The sequence below is a fragment of the Campylobacter sp. CCS1377 genome (assembly GCF_040008265.1).
Lineage (GTDB): Bacteria > Campylobacterota > Campylobacteria > Campylobacterales > Campylobacteraceae > Campylobacter_D.
Map to the genome: position 1 here is coordinate 487,795 of NZ_CP155620.1, position 22,138 is coordinate 509,932.

Genomic DNA, 22,138 nt, shown 5'->3' on the forward strand with positions numbered 1-22,138 from the left:
AGCTAATAATGAAATATGCAATGGTTTTTAATTCTCAAAAATGTATAGGCTGTCAATCTTGCTCTATCGCCTGTCGCAGCGAAAATAAAGTTCCAGAAGGGCTTTATAGACTCCAAGTTAAAATTCAAGGTCCTAAAGGCGTGTTTCCAAATTTGGCTTTTGATTATGAAAGATTTTCTTGTCAAATGTGTGAGAATACACCTTGCGTTAGTGTTTGTCCAACTCATGCTTCTTTTATGGATGAAAATGGTATTGTGGATATTGATGCAAATAAATGCGTAGGGTGCTTGTATTGTATCAGTGCTTGTCCTTATCATGCTAGATTTTTAAATCCGCAAACTAAAGTTCCTGATAAGTGCAATTTTTGCAAAGATACACATTTAAAATTACATGGAGAACCAGCGTGTGTGAGTGTTTGTCCTACAGATGCTTTGGTTTTTGGAGATTTGGATAATATGAATGATCCTATTTATGAAATTCTATCAAAGAAAAATTTCACAAGGAAAAAAGAACATTTGGGAACAAAACCAAAACTTTTTACTATACCGAATAAGAAAGGGGAAATAAAGCTATGAATGAAATTTGGGGAAATGAAAGCGTAAATGCTATTGTGTGGCATTGGCCTATCGCACTTTATTTATTTTTGGCGGGACTTTCTTCAGGTGCTATGATGACGGCTTTAAGTGTAGAATGGATGAATCCTAAACGCAAAGCACCTTGGGATGCTTTTGTTAAGGCTGGGGTTTTGATCGCACCTATTACGATAATTGTAGGTTTGATTGTATTGATTTTTGATTTGACAAAACCTTTAAATTTTTATCAACTTTTAATTCATTATAATCTTAAATCCGTAATGTCTTTGGGTGTTTTGCTTTTGCTTTTTTATACTCCTTTATGTGCAATTTATGCAATTTTGCGTTTTAGACTTACTTTGTCTAAAAGTTTTTTATGGCCTGTGATGAATTTATTTGGCGGAGTGCTTGATTTTTTAGAGAAAAATTCGCTTTGGTTTGGAAGACTTGTTTTTGCTTTAGCAGGCGGAGTTGGTGTATATACAGGCTTTTTACTTTCTGCCATTCAAACTTATCCGCTTTATAATAGTCCGATTTTGCCAATTTTATTTTTAGCCAGTGGTTTATCAAGCGGAATTGCGGCTTGTATTTGTTTTGGAATTTTGTTATTTTCAGAAGAAGTTTCTAAAGAAAAAACCAAGTATCTTTTAACGATGGATTTAAGGGTTATTCCTATTGAATCTTTGCTTTTGTTTGCTTTATTTGTTGGACTTTATTTTCAAGGCGGGGATAAAGCATTGGTAGTACTTAGTGCTTTAAGTGAAGGCTCTTGGGCTATGATTTTTTGGGTTTGTGTGGTTGGTTTTAGTGTTGTGATCCCAAGTGTGATTGCACTTACTGCTTTAAAAAATCACGCTTATAAGGTGAATTTTATACTCTTAAATTCAATTTCTATTATGCTGGGAGTATTTGCTTTAAGAATGTATATACTCTATGCGGGACAGCTTTATTTGGGAGCTTAATAGGATATTAAAAAACCGGTTGAGAGTTTATTGACATATTTATTATAATCAATCAAACTCTCGCCATAACCATTAAAATACTGCACATACCAAAAGATTCCATTATCAAATAAATCATAGCCTATATCAATTTGCACTGCACCTTTATTTGAACTTGTTCTAAGATTGTTTCTTACCATAGCATTGATAAAAAAATCTTTTCCTAAATAAGCCATATTAAGATCGAAATTTCCCAAATACTTTTCAATATCTGGATTATCATCATCTTTTTCATTTTCCGGTATTCGCAACCAAACTCTTGGTGCAATTAAAAATCTATCTTTTAAAAATACGGAACTAAGATAAATTCTATTCCAAGAACGCGATTCTAAGCTCTCATCGCTTTTGCCATTTGATTCGTGTAAAATTCCAAGCCTTACATTTTGCATCCAAGGAAGTTTTTCAAGCTGCATAGGAAAATTAACAAAAAATTCTGGTTTATAATTATTTTCTCTAAAAGGAGAAGAGTGATTATAAGCTTGCCACCACGAAGTTTGAGTGTAAGCGATATAATAGGACTCGCCTAAATTTAGCATATTATCAAAAAGGCGTTTTTTTATGCTGATTTGAAATTTGATTTCTGATTTATTTTGATTGGGTGCAACTTTAGAAAAATTATAAGAAAAAGGCATAAAATAGTTCATTTGATGTGAGCTAATTCCAAAAGGATTAAAAGCCTCATCTTTGCCTAAATAATTTGCTAAAGCAATTTTGGTAAAGTCTTCTTTTTGAGACTTTTTGTTTTTTTCTTGAGTTAAGGCGGTTTTGTCTTGAATTTGCTTATTTTGTATCGCATTTTTTTCTTGAATGCCTAGTTTGTCTTCAGCAAGTTTTTTATAAATTTGCATCGCTTTTTGATAGTCGCCATTTTTTTCATATTCTAGGGCTTTTTGATAGTCATTTGCCCATAAAATGATATTACAAGATAAAATTATGATTATTTTTTTCATTCACACTCGCTTTTGTATTTTTGGAATTCATCGTAAAAATTCAGATTCAAAAAAGGCTTTTCATCTTCGAATTCTACAAATTTAGTCTTAACTTTAGAAAATAAAAGTTGAATTTTTTGTTCGTTTTGATCGAGTAAATTTTTGCAAACATCTGCTAAATCACTGTGATAAAAACCACACAATGAGTGTTTGTAATTTTTACTTTTTGCTATGATAATTTTATAATCTTGTTCTAAAAATTCAGCCATTTTAGAAATTTCTTCTAAACCAATGCAAGGGCTATCCACGCTAATGATAAAAACAAATTCATTTTTGAAATTTTTTAAGATCGAATAAAGCGCAAGCATAGGAGAATGCAAAGGATAATTTGGATCATCTTGTATGATTTTAAATTCTTGATTAAATTTATCATTTTTGACACTAACAAAAACATGCTCAAAAAAATTGGAAAATTTTTCCACTTGAATTTGGGTTAAATTTTTAGAACCGATTTTTAAAAGACTTTTATCTTGTCCCATACGACTTGATTTTCCACCACATAAAATAACACAATTTTTTAGCATTTAACTACTTTATTTTATTTTTGAGATTTTGAATATGTTGTTCTATTTGCATATCTTCTTCCAAAATATGATTTAAAAGCCATTTTTGCGTGATATTATACAAGGATTCTTTAAGATCGTTTGTGCTTTTGGCATTTTGAATTGTTTTAACCATTTTTCCAATAATATTTTTGTGGGCAAGAATGTGCTCATCATATTTAGGATAATGAATTTTTTTCATCAATTCTTCTTCATCTTTAAAATGTGTTTTCATATAAACAAATAATTCTTGCAATAATTCCTTTATTTTCTCTCTGGAAACAGAATCAAAAAAAGCTTCTTCAACATTTTTTGCCATATCAAAAAATTTTTTATGTTGTGCATCAATGAAACTATTGCCAATCGCATAGGCACTATCCCACTCAGGAACCATTGTTTTCCTTAAAGATTTTGAAGATAATTTTTTAATATATTTTACCATAAAAAAATATTACTTACATTTTTATCTTATAATAACACTTATGAAATATACTGAACTTTTACAAATTGGAAATTATTTACAAAATTATAAAAAAATCGATTTTATCAAACGCATTGATGATAATGTTTTAGAGCTTTGTCTTGATAAAAAAAGATTTATATTTAGTCTTAAAAGAGGCTTAGGAAGCATATTTTGCGCAAATTTGCAAGCAAAAAATTATAGTGCACCTTTTGATTTTATGTTAAAAAAATACTTTTGCGGGGCAAAAATTGACAAAGTAGAGCTTGTAAAAGATAATAGAATTTTAGTTTTTCACACTCATATAGAGAAGTCTTATAAAAGTTTTTCAAGTAAAATTTATTTTGAATTTACGGGCAAAAATACTAATGTTATTATTACAGATAATGATGATATAATCATTGAAGCTTTAAGGCATATTGATAAAAGTTATAGGATGGTTAAAGTAGGGCAAAAACTTATTCCTTTAAAGCCTTTTAAAATGGATGAAAATTTTATAAAGATTGAAAATTTTGATGTGTATTTTAAAAATAAATTTGAGGAATTATATGCTAAAGATTTGATGATTTGTAAAGAGAATAAAGCAACGCAAATTCGTAAAAAAATTGCTAATTTGGAGCAAAATTTGCAAGATTTAGAAAAAGAAGAAAATTTAAACAAATTGGCCAAGTCTTATACAAAAAAGGCAGATGTTTTATTTGCGAATTTATATAATCTAAAAGATTTTGAGCGAGAATTTACCTTGTGTGATTTTGAAGGTAAGATGGTGAAATTTAAACTTGAGCAAAGTCCTAAAAATAGTGCCAATCAGTTTTATAAAATGGCTAAAAAATTAAAACAAAAAGCTAAAAATATACAAATTCAAAGGGATAATATTTTAGAAAAATTAAAAACAACTCAAGAGCTTTTGGGATTAATTTTACAAGCAAAGTCAATTTTTGAATTAGAAATTTTATTGCCTAAAAAAACTTTTGCGGTTAAAAAAGAAGAAGCAAATATGGGTGTTGTAAGTTTTTATTTTAATGAATTTAAAATTTGTGTGGGTAAAAATGAGAAAGCAAATCAGTATTTATTGCAAAAAGCCAAAAAGGATGATATCTGGATGCATGTAAAAGATCGTCCAAGTGCTCATGTTTTTATCATTTCTAATAAATTAAATGTTAGCGATGAGGTTTTGAATTTTGGGGCAAAAATTTGTGTGAATTTTTCGAATTTAAATCAAGGAAATTATTTGGTTGACTATACCAGTAAAAAATTTGTTAAAATTAGAGAAAAGGCTTTTGTAAATTATATAAATTACAAAACCATAAGCGTTTTAAAGGAGTAAAAATGCCTGTTTCGCCTATTGGAAATCTCAATTTTGTTAATCAAAACGCTGCCTTGCCTGCAACTCAAGTGGGTAATGAACTTGCAAAAGAAAGTTTTGCAGCACTTGCAAATTTGAATGAATTTACTCAAAAAGAAAAAGTTGTTGATAAGTTAGAAAAAGTGGCTAAAAGCCATGAGATTAATGAAGAGGTAAAAGAAAGGGCTGATGAAGAGGAAAAGAAACGCCACAAAGAAAATCAAGAAGATGAAGAGCAAAAAAATCAAGAAGATGAAGAGCAAAGTGAAGATGAGGCATCCTTTAAAAGCGCACAAAAACTTCATCATTTAGATATCAGTATTTAAAAAAGGAATTTTAATGTTTAACAAAACAAGGATTATTTCGGGTGTGATTATGGTATTTGCGGTGCTGGTGGTTGCTTTAATCGATCAGTTTGTGGTAAATTTTATTATCTTTGGAGCTTTATTGTATTTTGCCTTTGAAGAAGCACAAAAGCTCTTTGGGCTTGAAAATGCTAATGTGTGGTTTGCTCTGCTTTGCTTTATTTTGGGTTCTTTTTCTGGCAAGGCTTTATTGATTGGAGTTTTGTTTTTGTTGCTTGTTGTGGGATATTTGGTTTATAAAAAGGCTTCAAATTTAAAACTCACTTTAATTTATATTTATCCGGTTTTACCTATTTTAGCACTTTGGCAGGTTTATTTGTCCCATGGAATGTTTGCTTTGTTTTGGTTGATTGTAATTGTAGTAAGTTGTGATAGTGGGGCTTATTTTATAGGAAAAATGATAGGTAAAACGCCTTTTTCGCAAACAAGTCCAAATAAAACTATGGAAGGCGTTATTGGTGGGCTTATTTGCGCGAGCATTCTTGGTACTATTGTGGGTGTTTTTGTGTATGATTTTGGCTTAGCCTTGCTTTGTTCTTTTTTGGTGGGTGTTTTTGCGGTGATTGGAGATTTATTAGAGAGTTATTTTAAGCGCGAAGCTGGGGTAAAGGATAGTGGAGATTTAATACCAGGACATGGGGGGATTTTAGATAGGATTGATGCAGTGATGATTGCTGCATTTATAATGGTTGCTTTATTATGATAGTTTTTGGAAGTACAGGTAGTATAGGTGTTAACACTTTAAAACTTGCCAAAGAATATAATATTAAAATTTCGGCTTTATCGTGCGGGAATAATATCGCTTTATTAAATGAGCAAATTGAAGCGTTTAAACCGCAATTTGTTTGCATTAAAAATGATAAAAATAAAAGCCTTGTTAAACATAAAAAAGTTTTTGTTGGACAAGATGGTTTAGAAAAAATTTTACAAGAGTGCGAAGATGATTTTGTTGTCAATGCTATTGTAGGTTTTGCAGGACTTAGAGCAAGTTTAAAAAGTAAAGAATTGGGCAAAACTTTAGCTTTGGCTAATAAAGAAAGCCTCGTGGTGGCGGGTAAATTCTTGCAAAATATGAGTATAAGGCCTATTGATAGCGAGCATGCGGCTTTAAAATTTTTACTTCAAAATCATAAAAATAACATTTCAAAGCTTTATATTACAGCAAGTGGAGGTGCCACTTTTGGCTTAAAAATTGCTGACTTAGAAAAAGTAGATGCGAAAATGGCTTTAAAGCATCCAAATTGGTCTATGGGTGCAAAAATCACCATAGACAGTGCTACAATGGTAAATAAGCTTTTTGAAATTCTTGAAGCCTACCATCTTTATGGTTTTAAGGATATAGATGCACTGATAGAACCAAAATCTTTGGTGCACGCAATGTGTGAATTTGAAGATGGCTCTAGCACGGCTTATTTTTCTTATCCTGATATGAAACTTGCTATTTCTCAAGCGCTTTTTGAGACTTATGATAAAAAAATTCTTCAAAATATTGATTTTGTTAAACTTCCTAGTTTAAAATTCCACTCAATTAATCTTAAGAAATATCCTATATTTTCTTTGAAAAATGAAATTTTAAAAAATCCTGATTTGGGAGTTATAATCAATGGTGCTAATGAAGTTTTAGTTCGTAGATTTTTAAATTCAGAATGCGGATTTTTAGATATTTCAAGAGGCATTTTTAAGGCTTTGGATCATTTTGGCTCATTAAAAACACAAAGCTTGGAAGAAATTTTTGAATTGGATATAAGAGTTAGAGAATTTTGCAATGCAAAGGTTTAGAATGAGGAAAATAGTCTTCTTTTTAGTATATGCTATTACGCTTTTTGGACTTGATTTTACTGTAACACAAAAAGGAAAAAGTTTAGATGATAATAATACGGTTGTGATTTTTGGTGGTATGCAAGGCGATGAGCCAGGGGGATTTCACGCGGCAAGTTTACTTATAAGTGATTATAATATTACTAAAGGTAAAATCATCGTTGCGCCTAATCTTGCTTTTGAAAGCATTATTAAAAGAGGTAGGGGTGAAAATGGAGATTTAAATCGCAAATTTGCAGATATTAATTTTAATGATCCTGATTATCATACGGTTGAAAGAATTAAAAAACTCATTTTACAAGATGAAGTTGGAATGGTGATTAATCTTCATGATGGCAGTGGTTTTTATAGACCAGCTTTTATCAATTCAGAGCTCAATCCTAAGCGTTGGGGAAATTCAAGTATTATTGACACAAGGGAAATTAATGCAAGTAAATATAATCAGCTCGAACACATAGCTCAAAACACTGTTGATAATATTAATCTCGCTTTAGTTGATCCAAAACATCAATATCATCTTAAAAATACTAATACAAAAGAAGATGACGATACGGAGATGCTAAAAGCTTTGACTTATTTTGTTATTTCAAATAAAAAAGCTGCTTTTGCTAATGAGGCAAGTAAATCTTTGCCAGTACACTTAAGGGCTTATTATCATCTTTTGGCGATTGAAGCTTATCTTAAAACTGCTGGAATTGAGTTTGAAAGAAGTTTTGAACTTACTCCGCAAGGGGTTTATGAAGTGATTAATAAAGAGCTTGAAGTTAAACTTTTTAATGATAAAATTTTACTTACCTTAAAAAAACCAAGAGATAGTTTGAGTTACTTGCCAACGCCTATTAATCAAAGTTTAAATTACCAAACAAGTAATGAAATTACCGCGGTTCTTTCGGAAGGAGAATCATTTTTCATTCAATATGGAAATCGTTTTCAAACAAGGCTTTATCCTGAGTATTTTGAATTCAGCAATGCTTTAAATAAAATTACTATGATTATTGATGGTGAAAAAACAAAAGTACCTTTTGCAAGTAAAATTGTTGTGAAAAACAATTTTAAAATTCCTAGAATTAAAGGCGTAAGAGCTAATGTTATCGGGCTTGATATAGGGGCTGATGAAAGTGAAATTTTAATCAACAAAAATCAAATGCAGGAAAAATATTCCATAGATGAAGCAGGAAAGATTTTTAGAATAGAACTTTATGAATTAAGAAATGCAAATTTAAAACAAAACAAAGTTAAAGAAGAATTTACAAAAATCATCAAAAATCCTCCTAAGCTTTCTAAAAATGAACTTGAAATCATTCAAAAAAAAGATAAGTTTCTGGGTTCTATTTTAGTGGAATTTGAATGAAAAATTTAATTCTTGCTATTGAAAGTTCTTGTGATGATAGTTCCATTGCCATTATTTGTAAGGATACTTATGCTTGTATTTTTCATAAGAAAATTTCCCAAGAAAGTGAACATTCTTTGTATGGAGGCGTTGTACCTGAGCTTGCTGCTAGACTTCATACGGCGGCTTTGCCAAAAATTTTAGAAGAATGCAAGGATTATTTTCCAAGATTGTGCGCCATAGCAGTAACGAATGAGCCAGGTTTAAGTGTGAGTTTAATTGGCGGTATAACTATGGCAAAGACTTTGGCTTTAAGTCTTAAATTGCCTCTTATAAGCATCAATCATCTTAAAGGACATATTTATTCTTTATTTTTAGAAGAAAAAGTGTGTTTGAATATGGGAATTTTGCTTGTAAGTGGGGGTCATACTATGGTTTTGTATGTGGATGAAAAGGCTAAAATTCATACTTTAGCTTCAACAAATGATGATAGTTTTGGTGAAAGCTTTGATAAAGTAGCTAAAATGATGAATCTAGGCTATCCAGGTGGCGCAATCATTGAAAATCTTGCAAAAAAAGCTAAAACAAAATCTTTGCATTTTAGTGTTCCAATGCTACATTCTAAGGAGTTAAACTATAGTTTTTCAGGGCTTAAAAATGCTGTCAGACTTGAGATTTTAAAGTATGAAAAATTAGATGAAGAGATCAAAAGTGAAATCGCTTTTGCCTTTGAAGAAGTTGCAATTTTGCATATTTTAAATAAACTTGAAAAAATTTTTAAAATTTATAATTTTCAAAATTTTGGTATAGTTGGCGGCGCGAGTGCAAATTTAAAATTGCGTCAAAGTATAGAAAAACTTTGTTCTAAATTTTCTTGCGACCTTAAACTCGCTCCGCTTGAGTATTGTTCTGATAATGCTTTAATGATAGCAAGAGCGGCTTGTGATGCGTATGTTAGAGAAGAATTTACGGATTTTAAAAGTGAAATTTTAAGTCCCAAAAATACAAATTTTACTATTTTATAAAGGAAAAATATGAAAAAAGGTTTTAGTGTTTTAGAATTAATTTTTGTGATTGTTATTTTAGGGATTTTAGCAGCCATTGCTTTGCCAAAATTAAGTTCTAGCAAGGATAATGCCGAGCTTAGCAAAAGTGCTAGTAATTTAAAAACCGCTATTGGTGATATTACTTTATATGCTTTGAAAAATGATAGTTTGGCAAATACAAGGGTAATAAGCAATGTTGCAGATCTTGAAAGCGTGGATTTAGGAAATATCAATGCAACAACGAGTGTGAAATTTAAAGTAGCTGGCGAGGAAGCTTGCGTAAATTTGGTTTTTGTGCCTAAGGATAATGTGGTGGTTTTGGGAATTTCAGCAGATGAAGAAAGTAAGATTTTGATTGAAAATGTTGCAGCTGCGCAAAGTGAAGCTTTATTCGATCCAAGCAATAAAAGCAAACAAGATGCTTTGAATTCAGCAATGATAGCATTATCTAATGCAAATTTTAAAGCAAATTCAAGCAATAAAACTTGTGTTAGTTTTGTGGGTTCTAAAGCTTTTAAAGACTTGGCAAGTAAGGTTTATATTTTAAATTGATTTAAAAATAATCAAACAAAAGTAAAATTATTTAATTTTTTACTTTTGTGCTTATTAAATGTTTTTTAAGTTGCATTTTTATGATTTTTTCGTTTTTGCTATAAAATTCCACAAAGCCAAATTTTTTATGCAAATTGATTACCTGCAAGTTCTCTCTAAAGGCCTCTAAATAAAGTGTTTTTGCTTGTAAGATATAAAAAGCATAGTAAATACTAATTTGTTCTAAAATTCTGCCCATTCCGCTAACCTTAGAATAAGGATTTGAGTAAAAACCAAATTCTATACTACTAGCATCTTTAAAATGAAAATTTATACTTCCTAGAATTTGATTTTTTACACTAAGACAAAAATAAATTTTTTGATTTGTTGTTCTTAGTCTTTTAATGAATTTTTTGTGTTCATTTTTACTAATAAAATGTTGATGATAAAGATATTTTTTAATTTGCGGAAGGTTTCTTAAGCGTCTAATTTGTTCTTTTTTATATTTGTTAAGATGGATAAAATTTTCTAAAATTATCTTTACCCCCCCCCCAGTTGTTTGTACTGAAGTATCAAAAGAATTTTGAGTATAAATTTTAAGTATGAATTTTTTACCATCTTTGTAAAAAAATGCTGGAAATTCTTCATTGCTTGTAGTTCTTAAAAGATTAAATTGCTCGTTGATGCTTTTATTGATATCCAATTCACTGTCTTTTGCGCTGCGTTTTGGATAAAAACTTTCTTTGCCTTTTTGCTTTTGCGCTTTAATGTTAGGATAGAGTTTCAAAAAATCAACGCACAATTCTAGGCAAAATCTGGCTTGTTTTTCTCTTAGCTCTTCATATAATTCTAAGCCATTTAAAATCAATGTTTTTTGTAGGTAAATATCACCATTATCGGCTTTTTCATCAGCTTCAAATACAGAAAAAACAATTTCATCTCTACCTTCAATCACTTGGTGAAACAAAGGTGACCAACCTTTTCCTTGAGGTAAATTTGAAGCATGAATGACAATATTATGCTTATTTTGTTGTAAAAATTTCTTATCGATAATTTTGTGATAAGAGAGTATAAAGACAATTTCATAATTAAAAATTTCTTTATGATCATAAAAAAGATCGGCATTAATAAGCTTTTGAAGTTCTTTTGCGTAAGGGATAAACCATTGTTTGGGTGAAGTTAAAATAGCAATTTTCATTATGCTGCCTTTAAATAAGGAGACATAAAAATTATCTTATCCCCCCCCCCGTGAAAGTTCTACATAAAACATATTTTCATCCTTTTTAGTTATAGTAAAATCATTTTTCAAATATAAATTTAAAGCCCTTTCATTTTCCTTAAAAACACAAGCTTTTAGATTTTTCACTTTTAGAATTTCAAAGGCATATTTTTTAATTTCATTCATCAAAATCTGTCCCATACCTTTTAAATTGGGATTTGAATAAAGCCCAAATTCGCAAGTTTTTAGAGTGATATTGATAAAATCTATAACGCCTATAAAATCACTATTTTGACTTACTAAAAAATATTTTTTACTCAGATCATTTTTTAATTTATTGATAAAATCTAAGTGTTCTTGAAAACTAAAATTTTTATTTTTCATAAATTGGGAAATTTTTTCATGATTGCGCCATTCATAAACAAGTTTTATTTCTTGCGCGTCAAGTTGAGTAAAATTTTTAAGCTCAATCATAGAAAATCCACCTCATAGCCTTTTTGTGCAAGCCATTTGGCTATTTTTTCTTGATTTTTGGCACAGCAAATTGCTTTAAAATTTGCTTTTAAAATTAGAGCTTCGTTGACTAAAGAGCTCGCTGAAATGATAAGTTTTTTGCTTTCATTCATTAATTTTGCTAAATTGTCGCTATCAATGGTTAATGTGATATTTGGGTGATTTTGAACAAATTTTTGGAGTTTTTTTAAATTTTTATTTGAGTTACTTGTTGCAATAAGAATTTTTTTCTCTTCACTAAAATCAGAAGCGATTTTTGCGGATAAATTTTTAATATCTGTACCACCAATACAGATAAAATAGTCCCAAATTTTTTCTCTTTTTATCTTACTTTCTTTGTAAAATTCATCACGAATTAAAGCATAGGAAAATCCGCATCTTAACTCGCATCTAAAAGGCACTAAATCTTTATAATCGCTCGCTTTTGCATAAGCATTAACATTTAGTAAAATATCACAATAGTGGGCTTTAAAAGTATCATCAAAACTTAAAATTTTAATACCAGTTTCAAGTTTTATGAGTTTTTCATCATCATAGCCAATATCATAATGATCGATGATTAAAAGTTCAAATTTCTCAGCCTTGATAAGATTGATTAACTCATATATACTAGAGCTTATAAGCTCATAAACAGGATAAGGAATTTCATCAATCAAAGAGCCTTCTAGTGCGATACAGGCAAAGCTTACATCATCGTATTGTTTAGCTAAAACAAGATCGCGTTTGATATGTCCAAAACCTATTTGGCTAGAGCTATCACTTCTAAAAAGAACTTTCATAACTCACCTTATAAAGTATCTTTGCAAATTCTAAATCTTCTAAGGTATCAATATCGCAAACCAAATTCCGCGGTAGTAAATATACGCTAGAGTAGGGTTTAAATAAAAAATCATTTTCGAGCCAAGCCTTGTTTTTACCAAAATAAAAAGCTCCAGCATCATGATAGGCCTTAGTTAAGTCCTGCGAGCGGCTTTTATAAAAACTCTCATCAAACATATAAACTTGATTTTTTTCATCTAAATAAAAAGCCCTTTGTATAGGGTAATCAAACTCACTAGCACTAAACAAAAATTCACTTTTATTGTCTAAAAATTTTTCAAAAGCCTTTTTTAGAATTTCACTATCAATTAATGGGGCGGTAGCATAAAGGGCGCAGATATTGTCATAAAATTGCCCTTTTTGGGCTAAAATTTCGATAGCATTTTTAATCACTGCTGTGCTAGAAGTATAATCATCGCTTAAGTTTTTATCACGAACAAAAGGAGCTTTTGCGCCGTATTTGCACGCTATTTTTATAATCTCCTCATCATCGCTTGAGATAATTACTTCATCAAAAATATCAGAACTTAAAGCATTTTCTATGCTATAAGCAATTAAAGGTTTTCCTAAAAAATCAATGATATTTTTCTTTGGAATTCTTTTAGAACCACCACGCGCTGGGATTATACAAAGATTTTTCATTATTTTTCCTTTGGAAATTATGGTTTATTTAAATATAAAAAATTTGTCACTTAAGCCAAATAATTTCATAAATTTAACTTATCCACAATATCCCCTTTTTGTTTTTTCTAAAATGCTAAATAAAGTATCTTTTACAAAGCTTGCATCTTTTAAGCTCATTTCTTGATGAGCTGGAATGCTAAGTTCTGCTTTGTAAAAATTATCCGCATTGTCTAGTTTCATTTCGCCTAAGAGTTTTTTATAAAAACTAAATTCATAAGTAGGCTTATAATGCACTTGCACGCCGATTCCAGCTTTAAGTAAATTTTTAAAAATTTCTTCTTTTTGACAATAAAATTCAGGAAAAAGTAAAATAGGATACAAATGCCTTGAGCTTTTTTTATAATCTTTGATTTTTATGGTTGAAAAATAAGGATTTTTTTCAAATTCTTTATCATAAAATTTAGCTATTTCTTCTCTTTTTTCTAAATTTAAATCAAGTTTTTTAAGCTGATTGATCCCCAAAGCACAAGCGACATCACTTAAGCGATAATTGTAACCAAGCTCGACCATATCGCTATCCCAAAGTCTTTTTTTAACTATGCCATGGCTTCTTAAAAGTTTTATTTTATCTATTAATTCTTTATCATTGCTAAGAACTGCACCGCCTTCAAAAGTGGTAATTGGTTTAACAGGATGAAAAGAAAAGATATTTAAATCAGCTATTGCGCCTACTTTTTTGCCTTTATATTCTGCTCCTAAAGCATGGCTTGCATCATCAATTAAAGGGATTTTATATATCTTAGCCAAAGTTAAAATTTCATCCATTTCAACGCTATTACCACCAAAATCAACCGCAGTGATGGCTCCTATGTTGGAACTATCCTTTGCAAGTCTAGCTTCAAGCTTTTTTTCATCGATATTGCCATCACTTTTTATATCTATAAATTCCACCTTTGCACCTGCCATTAAAGCTGCATTTGCAGTGGCTGCAAAGGTAAGTGGGGTAGTTAGAACGATTTTTTCTTTTACATTTAAAGCCGTATAAGCAAGATGAAGTGCTGAAGTGGCTGAATTTAATACACAAGCATATTTTACGCCTACATAATCACAAAGTGCATTTTCAAATTCTTCTATTTTTGCTCCACCGGTTAAAATTTCATCTTTTAAAGCATTTATTACTGCTTCTATGTCACTTTGATCGATATTTTGATGAGAATAAGTTAGCATTTAAAAACCTTCGGTATGATTAATAATATTTAAAAGTTCAGCTTCGCTTGCCCATTGTGGGTTGTTGTCTGAACTGTAAGAAAAACCATCTTTTACTTTTGTACCTTTTTCGCCTAAAGCATTAATGCTAAAATCATTATCTTTATCAACAAGCTTAATGCTAGGACTAATGGCATAATAATTTTTAAATTCATAAGTTAAATGACTATCATCACTTGAAATCATAATCTCATGAAGTTTTTCTCCTGCTCTTATGCCTATGATTTTATGATCTAAATTTGGTGCCATTGCCTTAGCTAAATCTGTGATTTTCATTGATGGAATTTTTGGGATAAAAATTTCTCCACCATGCATTCTTTCAAAATTGCTAAGCACAAATTTAACTCCATCTTCAAGGCTGATCCAAAAACGAGTCATTCTTGTATCAGTAATTGGCAATTCTTTTGCACCCTCGCTAATAAGCTTTTTAAAAAATGGCACAACAGATCCTCTTGAACCCACCACATTTCCGTATCTTGTAACGCTAAATCTAGTATGATTTTTACCAGCTATATTATTTGCTGCAACAAAAAGCTTATCACTTGCAAGTTTGGTTGCACCATATAAATTTACGGGGTTACAAGCTTTATCAGTGCTTAAGGCTATGCATTTTTTAACTTTATTTTCAAAACAAGCATCAATAACATTTTGAGCGCCATTAATATTGGTTTTTATGCATTCCATAGGGTTGTATTCTGCGATTGGTACATGTTTCATAGCAGCTGCATGGATAACAAAATCCACATCACGCATAGCAGTGCTTAGGCGCTCTTTATCTCTTACATCGCCTATAAAATAACGCATACAAGAAGCATTGAAAATACCTGCCATTTCAAATTGTTTTTGTTCATCACGTGAATAGATAATGATTTTATTTGGCTTATAATTTTCTAATAAAATTTTGGTATAAGTTTTTCCAAAAGAGCCTGTTCCACCAGTAATTAGAATATTTTTTCCATTAAACATATTTGCCTTCCTTAGCATTAAAATCTAGCTAGGTTTCAGCAATAAGTGTTCCATAAAAATTATTTTAAAATTCTAGGTAGAGTTATGCCTGTTTGTGCTTGGTATTTACCTTTTTTATCTGCATAGGTTACATCGCATTTTTCATCGCCTTGTAAAAATAAGACTTGTGCAATTCCTTCATTAGCATAAATTTTTGCAGGCAAAGGAGTGGTATTTGAAATTTCGATAGTAATATGTCCTTCAAAACCTGGTTCAAAAGGAGTTACATTGACTATAATCCCACATCTTGCATAGGTGCTTTTTCCAAGACAGATTGCTAAAACATCTTCAGGCATTTTAAAATATTCTATTGTCCTAGCAAGTGCAAAAGAATTTGCAGGGACTATACACACATCACCCACAAAATCCACTACATTTTCTTCCACGAAATTTTTTGGATCCACTACGGTGGAATTTACATTAGTAAAGATTTTAAACTCACGCCCTACGCGTATATCATAACCGTAACTTGAAAGACCATAGCTTACAACACCTTTTCCTATATTTGCTTCACAAAATGGCTCTATCATTTTATGTTCTAACGCCATTTTTCTTATCCAATTATCTGCTTTTAATCCCATAAATTCTTACCTTAAAATGATATAAATTTTTGACTATAACTTAAAATCTTTTGGATTTAATTTTAAAAAATTTGAGTTTTAAACTTAAATTATAACTTTTTTTATATAATAGCAACTTAAGTTTTTTAAATTTTAGGAGATTTTATGACTAGAGAAGAAATTAAAGAATTAGTACAATTATTTGCCGAGGCTAATATCAGTAAAATAAAAATTAAAGAACAAGATGGTTTTGAAATAGCTCTTGAAAGAGATATGTGTTGTGATGTCCCAGCGCCTGTTGCTTGTCCTCCTGCGCCACAACCAATTAATGTAAATGTGGTGAATGAGGCTCAACCTAGTTCTAATGCAAAATCCAACAAGCCTACTTTAAACAGTCCTATGGTTGGAACTTTCTATCAAGCACCAAGTCCAGGTGCAACACCTTTTGTAAAAGTTGGAAGTACTGTGAAAAAAGGTGATACGATAGCTATTATTGAAGCGATGAAAATTATGAATGAAATCGAAGCTGAATTTGATTGCAGGATAACAGAAGTTTTGGTTGCAGATGGACAGCCTGTAGAATTTAATACGGCTTTATTTGTAGTGGAGAAATTATAAAATGGAAATCAAAAGCGTTTTAATTGCAAATCGTGGTGAAATAGCACTTCGAGCTTTAAGAACGATTAAGGAAATGGGAAAGAAAGCAATTTGCGTATATTCTGAAGCGGATAAAGATGCTTTGTATTTAAAATATGCTGATGTAAGCATTTGCATAGGAAAAGCTAGAAGTTCTGAAAGTTATCTTAATATCCCAGCAATTATTTCTGCGGCTGAAATCAGCGAAGCAGATGCGATTTTTCCTGGTTATGGCTTTTTGAGTGAAAATCAAAATTTTGTTGAAATTTGTGCTAAACATAATATTAAATTCATAGGTCCTTCTGTTGAAGCTATGGCTTTAATGAGTGATAAATCAAAAGCTAAGCAAGTGATGCAAAGAGCGGGTGTACCTGTGATACCAGGAAGCGATGGAGCTTTATCGGGCGTAGAATCAGCAAAAAAATTGGCAAAAGAGATAGGTTATCCAGTAATCTTAAAAGCAGCTGCAGGTGGTGGCGGTCGTGGTATGCGCGTGGTTGAAAGCGAAAAAGATCTTGAAAAAGCATATTGGTCTGCTGAAAGTGAAGCAATGACGGCTTTTGGGGATGGGACTATGTATATGGAAAAATACATACAAAATCCACGTCATATTGAAGTACAAGTGATTGGCGATAGTTTTGGTAATGTGATTCACATAGGTGAGAGAGATTGTTCTATGCAAAGACGCCATCAAAAATTAATAGAAGAATCTCCAGCTATTTTGCTTGATGAAAAAACGCGTGCAAGACTTCATGAGACAGCCATTAAAGCGGCTAAAGCTATAGGTTATGAAGGAGCGGGAACTTTTGAATTTTTAGTGGATAAAAATTTAGACTTTTATTTTATAGAAATGAATACGCGTCTACAAGTAGAGCATTGTGTAAGTGAAATGGTAAGCGGAATTGACATTATAGAATTAATGATAAAAGTGGCTGAAGGCGGTGCTTTACCTTCTCAAGAAGAGATTAAACTTAAAGGTCATTCTATAGAATGCAGAATTACGGCTGAAGATCCTAAGACTTTCTTGCCAAGTCCAGGTAAAATTGCAAAATATGTCCCACCAGCAGGACGCAATGTGAGAATGGAAAGTCATTGTTATCAAGATTATAGCGTTCCACCTTATTATGATTCTATGATAGGAAAGCTTGTAGTTTGGGCACCTGATCGCAATAAGGCCATTGCAAAAATGAAAGTAGCTTTAGATGAACTGATTGTGAGTGGGATTAAAACGACTAAAGATTTTCATCTTGCTATGATGGAAAATCCTGATTTTATTAATAATAATTACGATACAAATTATCTTAGCAGACATTGATTTTACCTTTTGGTAAAATCAAAATTATTTTAAAAACTTTAAATTAACGCAAATATTCTATTTTAGCTTTAGCGTGTAATTTATCAAAAAAATCTTGTATAAAGGCTTGCTTTTGTTGCGCTACATAAGCATTGGTCACTTCATTTTTAATAAGCTCAAATTCTATAGCTTGTGGGTTATTTTTTGTTTTGATATAATACATTTCATAGCCATTTGGGGAATTTAAAACTGTTGAATAATTATTGTTATTAACTCTTGAAAGCAAAGCTAGGAGTCTTGGATCTGCATTTTTTGTGTTTAAAAGAGCGTTTTCTTCTCTAATATTTGGGTGCTTTAAGCGACTTATACGGAGTTGTTCTAAAAGTTTAGGATCATTGCTTTTATAAATTTTCACTTCTAATTCAGAATATAAAGTAAAATCTTGCAAATGTGAGTTGTAGTAGTTTTTTAAACCTTCGGTACTAAGATCTAATTTTGCTCCTGCAGCAATGCCTTCATAAAGTCTTTTTTTCTCCAAATCTTTTTTTAATTCATTTTTAAATTCGTCAAAACTTTTGTTTTTAGATTTTAAAGAAAGCTTAAGAGTATCTAAATCAATGCGATTCATTTGAAGAATTTTTTCTATTTCTTTATTAAGTTCAAATTCATTTACAAAAATTCCAAATTTTTTAATTTGTGCTCTTTCAAGCCTATCATTGATCAATATACCTTTAGCTTGATCTTTGTTAATATTTAAATCTTTCATTGTTTTTTCAATGTCATGTAGTGTAATAGCTTCATTTTCAACTACTATCGCAACTGCATTGATTACTTCTGCACTTGCAATGCTTGCAAAAAATGCAAAACTTAGTAAAATTTTTTTCATTTTATACCTTTATTTAAGTGTAAATATCGCATTATATCAATTAAATTTTAAGAAAAGGCAAAAAATGATACAAAATTTAACAACGCGTTTTGCTCCAAGCCCTACAGGATATTTACACATAGGGGGTTTAAGGACGGCTTTATATAATTATTTATACGCGAGAAAAAATAATGGCAAATTTTTGCTTCGTATCGAAGATACAGATTTAAAAAGAAATTCAAAAGAAGCTACAGAGGCTATTATAGAAGCATTTAAATGGTGTGGTTTAGATTACGATGATGAAGTGACTTATCAATCTGAGCGCTTTGATATTTATAAAAAATACATTCAAAAACTTTTAGATGAAGGCAAGGCTTATTATTGTTATATGAGTAAAGAAGAGCTAGATATTCTTCGCGCCAAACAAGAAGCAGTAAAAGAACGCCCAAGATATGATGGTAGATATAGGGATTTTAAAGGCACGCCACCAGAAGGTATAGAACCTGTGGTGCGTATTAAAGCACCACAAAGTGGAGAGATTTCTTTTATTGATGGAGTAAAAGGTGAGGTAAAATTTAATGCACAAGATATTTTAGATGATTTTATTATTGCAAGAAGTGATGGTACACCAATTTATAATTTAACCGTTGTGATTGATGATGCTCTAATGGGTGTTAGTGATGTGATTAGAGGTGATGACCATCTTTCAAATACACCTAAGCAAATTGTGCTTTATGAGGCACTTGGTTTTAAAATTCCTAAATTTTATCATGTGGCTATGATACATGGCGAAGATGGCAAAAAACTTTCAAAACGCCATGGGGCAACCGATGTAATGGAATATAAAGCTATGGGTATATTACCTCAAGCTTTGCTTAATTTTTTAGTGCGTTTGGGCTGGAGTCATGGTGATGAAGAGGTTTTTTCCTTAGAAGATCTTAAAAAACTTTTTGATCCAAACCATATCAATAAAAGTGCTTCTTGTTATAATTTTAAAAAACTTGAATGGCTTAACGCTCATTATATTAAAACCTTACCTTTTGAAGAGCTTAATAGGCAATTAAAAGATTTAGGTTTTGATTTGAGTGCTTATAAAAAAGCGGGATTTTTGTTGGATTTGTTAAGAGAGCGTGCAAAAACTTTACTCGAAATCATTAACGGAGCTAAAAGTATTGTTGAAGCACCGCAAAGTTATGATGAGAAAGCCATTGAAAAATTCGTCAATGATAATAATCTTTCCTTACTTGAAAAATACGCTAGCGAGCTAAATAGTCAAGTAATTGCAAAAGATTTTGAAGACTTTACTAATGAATTTTTGCAAAAAAATGAAGCAAAATTAAAAGACTTGGCTCAACCTATACGCATTGCCTTAACAGGAAGTGCGGTAAGTCCTAGTATTTTTGAAGTACTTGAATTTTTAGGGGTTGATGAGTGCAAGAAAAGAATAGAAAATTTTTTAAAATTTAAAGGAAAAATATGAATTTAAAAGAAGAAGCTTTAAAGTATCATTTGGGTGGTAAAGTGGATATAATTTCATCAAAACCTATGAATACCGCTCGCGATTTATCGTTAGCTTATAGTCCAGGGGTAGCAGAACCTTGCATAGAGATAGCAAAAGATAACGAACTTGCTTATACTTATACAAATAAAGCGAATTTGGTAGCTATTGTAAGTGATGGATCGGCAGTTTTGGGACTTGGAAATATAGGAGCACAAGCTGCTAAGCCTGTTATGGAAGGTAAGGCTTGTTTGTTTAAAAAATTTGCAAATGTAAATGCTTATGATTTAGAAATTGATGTGCATAGTGTGGAAGAAATTGTTACTTTTTGTAAAGCCATGGCACCAACTTTTGGTGGCATAAATTTAGAAGATATTTCAGCACCAAAATGTTTTGAGATAGAAGCGGCCTTACAGGATTTAGGAATTCCTGTGATGCATGATGATCAGCACGGAACTGCTATCATTTCAACTGCAGGACTTATGAACGCTATGAAGATAAGTGGTAAAAAATTTGAAGATATTAAAGTAGTGGTAAGCGGAGCAGGGGCTGCGGGGATTGCAAGTGCTAGAATGTATAGAAATTTAGGCGTTAAAAATATCATTTTAGTCGATAGTAAAGGTGTAGTAAATAAGCAAAGGACAGATTTAAACAAATATAAACTTGAATTTGTGAGCGATACCAAGGCTTGCACTTTAAAAGAGGCTATGAGGGATGCGGATGTGTTTTTAGGACTTAGTGCGCCAAAAATTTTAGATGATGAGATGATTTTATCTATGGCAAAAGATCCTGTGATTTTTGCTTTGGCAAATCCGGTTCCTGAAGTAATGCCTGAAGATGTGGCAAGGCTTAGAAATGATGCTATTGTAGGAACTGGAAGAAGTGATTATCCTAATCAAATTAATAATGTTTTAGGCTTTCCTTTTATTTTTAGAGGGGCTTTAGATGTTAAAGCTACAAAAATCACCGAAAATATGAAAGTAGCAGCTGCTAAGGCTTTGGCTGATTTGGCGAAACTTCCTGTAAGCGATGAGGTTAAAAAAGCTTATGGTGTTAAGGATTTGAGTTTTGGTAGGGACTATGTGATACCAAAACCTTTTGATGAAAGGGTAAAATCTGTGGTAAGTACTGCGGTGGCTAAAGCAGCCATAGAAGATGGAGTGGCTTTGCTTAAAGATTTTGATGAGAAAGCCTATTTTGAAAGTTTAAAATGAAAAACATCTATTGTATTAGCCATCCTTTAATTGAACATAAGCTTGGAATTTTGCGCGATAAGTATACTAAACCCTTTCATTTTAGAATGCTTATTGATGAAATTTCGGCTTTTTTGCTTTTTGAAGCAACTAAAGATTTAAATTTAAAGGAAGTGCAAATTCAAACTCCTATTTCTAATGCTAGGGTAAAAAAGCTTGATGAAAAAATTATGATTTGTCCTATTTTAAGGGCAGCTTTAGGAATGCTTGAAAGTGTTTTTAAGCTTATTCCTGATGCAAGTGTAGGGTTTTTAGGTTTTGCTAGAAATGAAGAAAGCTTAAAAGCTGATTTTTACTTTCAAAAACTTCCTAAAGATGCCACTAAAAGATTGGCTATTGTAATTGATCCTATGTTTGCAACAGGGGGAACAGCCATAGATGCTTGTAATTTTTTAAAGTCTCAAGGGATAAAAAAGATTAAATTTATTTCTATACTTGCAACTCCACAAGGGCTTGAAAATTTCATAAAAATTCATAAAGATGTAGAAGTTTATATAGCCTCAATTGATGAAAGCTTGAATGAAAAAGGTTATATAGTGCCAGGACTTGGAGATGCAGGAGATAGGGTTTTTAATACCTTATAGGTG

General features: G+C 31.1%; 25 protein-coding genes. 14 read left to right on the forward strand and 11 right to left on the reverse strand.

Going from position 1 to position 22,138, the window contains the following annotated elements; genetic code table 11:
- Positions 1-5 precede the first annotated feature (5 nt).
- Both AAH949_RS02470 and nrfD read left to right on the forward strand, forming a co-directional pair.
- Positions 6-575, forward strand: coding sequence for a 4Fe-4S dicluster domain-containing protein (locus AAH949_RS02470; RefSeq protein WP_134238496.1), 570 nt, complete (start codon positions 6-8; stop codon positions 573-575).
- On the forward strand, positions 572-1,534 hold the full coding sequence (gene nrfD, locus AAH949_RS02475; protein ID WP_348518881.1) for an NrfD/PsrC family molybdoenzyme membrane anchor subunit: 963 nt from the start codon (positions 572-574) through the stop codon (positions 1,532-1,534). The genes AAH949_RS02470 and nrfD overlap by 4 nt, the downstream gene beginning before the upstream one ends.
- On the opposite strand, the gene AAH949_RS02480 is transcribed toward nrfD, so the two are convergent.
- Genes AAH949_RS02480 through AAH949_RS02490 form a run of 3 tightly spaced genes read right to left on the reverse strand, consistent with a single transcriptional unit; the run spans position 1,531 to position 3,498 of the window.
- Positions 1,531-2,523 carry a phospholipase A gene (locus AAH949_RS02480; RefSeq protein ID WP_134238494.1) on the reverse strand — a complete coding sequence of 331 codons (993 nt, stop codon included), beginning with the start codon at positions 2,521-2,523 and terminating at the stop codon, positions 1,531-1,533. The two genes, nrfD and AAH949_RS02480, sit on opposite strands and share 4 nt — an antisense overlap.
- Positions 2,520-3,086, reverse strand: coding sequence for a molybdenum cofactor guanylyltransferase (locus AAH949_RS02485; RefSeq protein WP_348518882.1), 567 nt, complete (start codon positions 3,084-3,086; stop codon positions 2,520-2,522). Before AAH949_RS02485 ends, AAH949_RS02480 begins: the two co-directional genes overlap by 4 nt.
- A 4-nt stretch (positions 3,087-3,090) precedes the next feature.
- Positions 3,091-3,498 carry a hemerythrin family protein gene (locus AAH949_RS02490; RefSeq protein WP_348518883.1) on the reverse strand — a complete coding sequence of 136 codons (408 nt, stop codon included), beginning with the start codon at positions 3,496-3,498 and terminating at the stop codon, positions 3,091-3,093.
- Between the two features lie 88 nt (positions 3,499-3,586).
- On the opposite strand from AAH949_RS02490, the gene AAH949_RS02495 reads away from it, so the two are divergent.
- The 7 genes from AAH949_RS02495 to AAH949_RS02525 are packed head-to-tail and all read left to right on the forward strand — an operon-like array spanning position 3,587 to position 10,020.
- Positions 3,587-4,891 (forward strand): NFACT family protein, encoded by a 1,305-nt coding sequence (locus AAH949_RS02495; protein WP_348518884.1) that lies wholly within the window; start codon positions 3,587-3,589, stop codon positions 4,889-4,891.
- A gap of 2 nt (positions 4,892-4,893) precedes the next feature.
- A complete protein-coding gene (locus AAH949_RS02500) occupies positions 4,894-5,235 on the forward strand; it encodes a hypothetical protein (protein ID WP_348518885.1) in 342 nt (113 codons plus the stop codon).
- 13 nt (positions 5,236-5,248) lie between these two features.
- Entirely contained in the window at positions 5,249-5,977 is a 729-nt protein-coding gene (locus AAH949_RS02505) for a phosphatidate cytidylyltransferase (RefSeq protein WP_348518886.1), read from the forward strand.
- Positions 5,974-7,053: a 1-deoxy-D-xylulose-5-phosphate reductoisomerase gene (gene dxr, locus AAH949_RS02510; RefSeq protein ID WP_348518887.1), complete on the forward strand. Its 1,080-nt coding sequence runs from the start codon at positions 5,974-5,976 to the stop codon at positions 7,051-7,053. Before AAH949_RS02505 ends, dxr begins: the two co-directional genes overlap by 4 nt.
- Position 7,054: 1 nt before the next feature.
- Complete coding sequence (locus AAH949_RS02515; protein WP_348518888.1) at positions 7,055-8,443, forward strand: M99 family carboxypeptidase catalytic domain-containing protein; 1,389 nt, start codon at positions 7,055-7,057, stop codon at positions 8,441-8,443.
- Positions 8,440-9,447 (forward strand): tRNA (adenosine(37)-N6)-threonylcarbamoyltransferase complex transferase subunit TsaD, encoded by a 1,008-nt coding sequence (gene tsaD / locus AAH949_RS02520; protein ID WP_348518889.1) that lies wholly within the window; start codon positions 8,440-8,442, stop codon positions 9,445-9,447. Before AAH949_RS02515 ends, tsaD begins: the two co-directional genes overlap by 4 nt.
- Positions 9,448-9,456: 9 nt before the next feature.
- Complete coding sequence (locus tag AAH949_RS02525; RefSeq protein WP_348518890.1) at positions 9,457-10,020, forward strand: prepilin-type N-terminal cleavage/methylation domain-containing protein; 564 nt, start codon at positions 9,457-9,459, stop codon at positions 10,018-10,020.
- A 31-nt stretch (positions 10,021-10,051) separates the two neighbouring features.
- On the opposite strand, the gene pseH (AAH949_RS02530) is transcribed toward AAH949_RS02525, so the two are convergent.
- The 7 genes from pseH (AAH949_RS02530) to dcd all read right to left on the reverse strand — a co-directional run bounded on the left by pseH (AAH949_RS02530) (position 10,052) and on the right by dcd (position 16,026).
- Positions 10,052-11,197: a UDP-4-amino-4,6-dideoxy-N-acetyl-beta-L-altrosamine N-acetyltransferase gene (gene pseH / locus AAH949_RS02530; protein WP_348518891.1), complete on the reverse strand. Its 1,146-nt coding sequence runs from the start codon at positions 11,195-11,197 to the stop codon at positions 10,052-10,054.
- Between the two features lie 36 nt (positions 11,198-11,233).
- Positions 11,234-11,692 carry a UDP-4-amino-4,6-dideoxy-N-acetyl-beta-L-altrosamine N-acetyltransferase gene (gene pseH / locus AAH949_RS02535; protein WP_134238484.1) on the reverse strand — a complete coding sequence of 153 codons (459 nt, stop codon included), beginning with the start codon at positions 11,690-11,692 and terminating at the stop codon, positions 11,234-11,236.
- Positions 11,689-12,510, reverse strand: a complete 822-nt coding sequence (pseG, locus tag AAH949_RS02540; RefSeq protein WP_348518892.1) for a UDP-2,4-diacetamido-2,4,6-trideoxy-beta-L-altropyranose hydrolase — start codon at positions 12,508-12,510, stop codon at positions 11,689-11,691. The genes pseH (AAH949_RS02535) and pseG overlap by 4 nt, the downstream gene beginning before the upstream one ends.
- Positions 12,494-13,192 carry a pseudaminic acid cytidylyltransferase gene (gene pseF, locus AAH949_RS02545; protein WP_134238482.1) on the reverse strand — a complete coding sequence of 233 codons (699 nt, stop codon included), beginning with the start codon at positions 13,190-13,192 and terminating at the stop codon, positions 12,494-12,496. Before pseF ends, pseG begins: the two co-directional genes overlap by 17 nt.
- 78 nt (positions 13,193-13,270) lie before the next feature.
- Positions 13,271-14,401 (reverse strand): UDP-4-amino-4,6-dideoxy-N-acetyl-beta-L-altrosamine transaminase, encoded by a 1,131-nt coding sequence (pseC, locus tag AAH949_RS02550; protein WP_348518893.1) that lies wholly within the window; start codon positions 14,399-14,401, stop codon positions 13,271-13,273.
- On the reverse strand, positions 14,402-15,406 hold the full coding sequence (gene pseB, locus AAH949_RS02555) for a UDP-N-acetylglucosamine 4,6-dehydratase (inverting) (protein WP_348518894.1): 1,005 nt from the start codon (positions 15,404-15,406) through the stop codon (positions 14,402-14,404).
- A 59-nt stretch (positions 15,407-15,465) separates the two neighbouring features.
- Positions 15,466-16,026, reverse strand: a complete 561-nt coding sequence (gene dcd, locus AAH949_RS02560; protein ID WP_134238477.1) for a dCTP deaminase — start codon at positions 16,024-16,026, stop codon at positions 15,466-15,468.
- Between the two features lie 144 nt (positions 16,027-16,170).
- On the opposite strand from dcd, the gene accB reads away from it, so the two are divergent.
- Together accB and AAH949_RS02570 are read left to right on the forward strand one after the other, a co-directional pair.
- The gene (accB, locus tag AAH949_RS02565) at positions 16,171-16,623 is read left to right on the forward strand and encodes an acetyl-CoA carboxylase biotin carboxyl carrier protein (RefSeq protein ID WP_348518895.1); all 453 of its coding nucleotides are present in this window, start codon (positions 16,171-16,173) and stop codon (positions 16,621-16,623) included.
- Position 16,624: 1 nt separating this feature from the next.
- Positions 16,625-17,956, forward strand: a complete 1,332-nt coding sequence (locus tag AAH949_RS02570; RefSeq protein WP_134238475.1) for an acetyl-CoA carboxylase biotin carboxylase subunit — start codon at positions 16,625-16,627, stop codon at positions 17,954-17,956.
- A 43-nt stretch (positions 17,957-17,999) separates the two neighbouring features.
- On the opposite strand, the gene AAH949_RS02575 is transcribed toward AAH949_RS02570, so the two are convergent.
- Positions 18,000-18,821 carry a hypothetical protein gene (locus AAH949_RS02575; protein ID WP_134238474.1) on the reverse strand — a complete coding sequence of 274 codons (822 nt, stop codon included), beginning with the start codon at positions 18,819-18,821 and terminating at the stop codon, positions 18,000-18,002.
- Positions 18,822-18,885: 64 nt separating this feature from the next.
- Between AAH949_RS02575 and gltX the strand changes: the two genes are divergently transcribed.
- The 3 genes from gltX to upp are packed head-to-tail and all read left to right on the forward strand — an operon-like array spanning position 18,886 to position 22,135.
- Positions 18,886-20,280, forward strand: a complete 1,395-nt coding sequence (gene gltX, locus AAH949_RS02580) for a glutamate--tRNA ligase (protein WP_134238473.1) — start codon at positions 18,886-18,888, stop codon at positions 20,278-20,280.
- Complete coding sequence (locus AAH949_RS02585) at positions 20,277-21,512, forward strand: malic enzyme-like NAD(P)-binding protein (protein ID WP_348518896.1); 1,236 nt, start codon at positions 20,277-20,279, stop codon at positions 21,510-21,512. Before gltX ends, AAH949_RS02585 begins: the two co-directional genes overlap by 4 nt.
- On the forward strand, positions 21,509-22,135 hold the full coding sequence (upp, locus tag AAH949_RS02590) for a uracil phosphoribosyltransferase (protein ID WP_348518897.1): 627 nt from the start codon (positions 21,509-21,511) through the stop codon (positions 22,133-22,135). The genes AAH949_RS02585 and upp overlap by 4 nt, the downstream gene beginning before the upstream one ends.
- Positions 22,136-22,138: the final 3 nt, after the last annotated feature.

What these genes read in the sequence shown, in the direction of transcription:
- nrfD (WP_348518881.1), top strand. Translation starts at nt 572, where the DNA reads ATGAATGAAATTTGGGGAAATGAAAGCGTAAATGCTATTGTGTGGCAT.
- AAH949_RS02480 (WP_134238494.1), bottom strand. Translation starts at nt 2,523, where the DNA reads ATGAAAAAAATAATCATAATTTTATCTTGTAATATCATTTTATGGGCA.
- AAH949_RS02485 (WP_348518882.1), bottom strand. Translation starts at nt 3,086, where the DNA reads ATGCTAAAAAATTGTGTTATTTTATGTGGTGGAAAATCAAGTCGTATG.
- AAH949_RS02490 (WP_348518883.1), bottom strand. Translation starts at nt 3,498, where the DNA reads ATGGTTCCTGAGTGGGATAGTGCCTATGCGATTGGCAATAGTTTCATT.
- AAH949_RS02495 (WP_348518884.1), top strand. Translation starts at nt 3,587, where the DNA reads ATGAAATATACTGAACTTTTACAAATTGGAAATTATTTACAAAATTAT.
- AAH949_RS02500 (WP_348518885.1), top strand. Translation starts at nt 4,894, where the DNA reads ATGCCTGTTTCGCCTATTGGAAATCTCAATTTTGTTAATCAAAACGCT.
- AAH949_RS02505 (WP_348518886.1), top strand. Translation starts at nt 5,249, where the DNA reads ATGTTTAACAAAACAAGGATTATTTCGGGTGTGATTATGGTATTTGCG.
- dxr (WP_348518887.1), top strand. Translation starts at nt 5,974, where the DNA reads ATGATAGTTTTTGGAAGTACAGGTAGTATAGGTGTTAACACTTTAAAA.
- AAH949_RS02515 (WP_348518888.1), top strand. Translation starts at nt 7,055, where the DNA reads ATGAGGAAAATAGTCTTCTTTTTAGTATATGCTATTACGCTTTTTGGA.
- tsaD (WP_348518889.1), top strand. Translation starts at nt 8,440, where the DNA reads ATGAAAAATTTAATTCTTGCTATTGAAAGTTCTTGTGATGATAGTTCC.
- AAH949_RS02525 (WP_348518890.1), top strand. Translation starts at nt 9,457, where the DNA reads ATGAAAAAAGGTTTTAGTGTTTTAGAATTAATTTTTGTGATTGTTATT.
- pseH (WP_348518891.1), bottom strand. Translation starts at nt 11,197, where the DNA reads ATGAAAATTGCTATTTTAACTTCACCCAAACAATGGTTTATCCCTTAC.
- pseH (WP_134238484.1), bottom strand. Translation starts at nt 11,692, where the DNA reads ATGATTGAGCTTAAAAATTTTACTCAACTTGACGCGCAAGAAATAAAA.
- pseG (WP_348518892.1), bottom strand. Translation starts at nt 12,510, where the DNA reads ATGAAAGTTCTTTTTAGAAGTGATAGCTCTAGCCAAATAGGTTTTGGA.
- pseF (WP_134238482.1), bottom strand. Translation starts at nt 13,192, where the DNA reads ATGAAAAATCTTTGTATAATCCCAGCGCGTGGTGGTTCTAAAAGAATT.
- pseC (WP_348518893.1), bottom strand. Translation starts at nt 14,401, where the DNA reads ATGCTAACTTATTCTCATCAAAATATCGATCAAAGTGACATAGAAGCA.
- pseB (WP_348518894.1), bottom strand. Translation starts at nt 15,406, where the DNA reads ATGTTTAATGGAAAAAATATTCTAATTACTGGTGGAACAGGCTCTTTT.
- dcd (WP_134238477.1), bottom strand. Translation starts at nt 16,026, where the DNA reads ATGGGATTAAAAGCAGATAATTGGATAAGAAAAATGGCGTTAGAACAT.
- accB (WP_348518895.1), top strand. Translation starts at nt 16,171, where the DNA reads ATGACTAGAGAAGAAATTAAAGAATTAGTACAATTATTTGCCGAGGCT.
- AAH949_RS02570 (WP_134238475.1), top strand. Translation starts at nt 16,625, where the DNA reads ATGGAAATCAAAAGCGTTTTAATTGCAAATCGTGGTGAAATAGCACTT.
- AAH949_RS02575 (WP_134238474.1), bottom strand. Translation starts at nt 18,821, where the DNA reads ATGAAAAAAATTTTACTAAGTTTTGCATTTTTTGCAAGCATTGCAAGT.
- gltX (WP_134238473.1), top strand. Translation starts at nt 18,886, where the DNA reads ATGATACAAAATTTAACAACGCGTTTTGCTCCAAGCCCTACAGGATAT.
- AAH949_RS02585 (WP_348518896.1), top strand. Translation starts at nt 20,277, where the DNA reads ATGAATTTAAAAGAAGAAGCTTTAAAGTATCATTTGGGTGGTAAAGTG.
- upp (WP_348518897.1), top strand. Translation starts at nt 21,509, where the DNA reads ATGAAAAACATCTATTGTATTAGCCATCCTTTAATTGAACATAAGCTT.